1 pseudogene is annotated in these 506 nt (G+C 41.7%); it reads right to left on the bottom strand.

The features are described from left to right. Nucleotides 1-506, bottom strand: a pseudogene (locus tag ACFIO3_RS15725) (DNA-directed RNA polymerase subunit beta); the annotation flags it as partial.

Genomic DNA, 506 nt, shown 5'->3' with positions numbered 1-506 from the left:
CAAACCTCCATTTCACCAAAACGCTGACCACCAAATTGTGCCTTACCTCCTAATGGCTGCTGCGTAACAAGTGAATAAGGACCAATAGAACGTGCATGAATCTTATCATCAACAAGGTGATGCAATTTCAACATGTAAATATACCCCACCGTTACTGGACGATCAAAAGGCTCTCCCGTACGACCATCATAAAGTGTAACCTGCCCTGAACTATCTAATCCTGCGTCTTCCAGCATCATGTTAATATCTGATTCATGTGCTCCATCAAAAACAGGTGTTGCAATTGAAACCCCTTTCTTCATCTGTAAAGCCAATTTGTAAAGGCTTTCATTATCATACTGACGGACTGGCTCATTATGATTATCATCAGGCATAAGATTTTCAATACGTTGGCGCAAAGGAAGTATATCCCCAGTTTCTTGATATAATTCTAACAAATCGCCAATCTTCTTGCCCATCCCGGCACATGCCCAACCAAGGTGCGTCTCAAGAATTTGTCCAACATT

The sequence above is a fragment of the Bartonella sp. AD328YNZD genome, from assembly GCF_042196425.1.
This window is presented reverse-complemented; position numbering and strand designations above follow the sequence as displayed.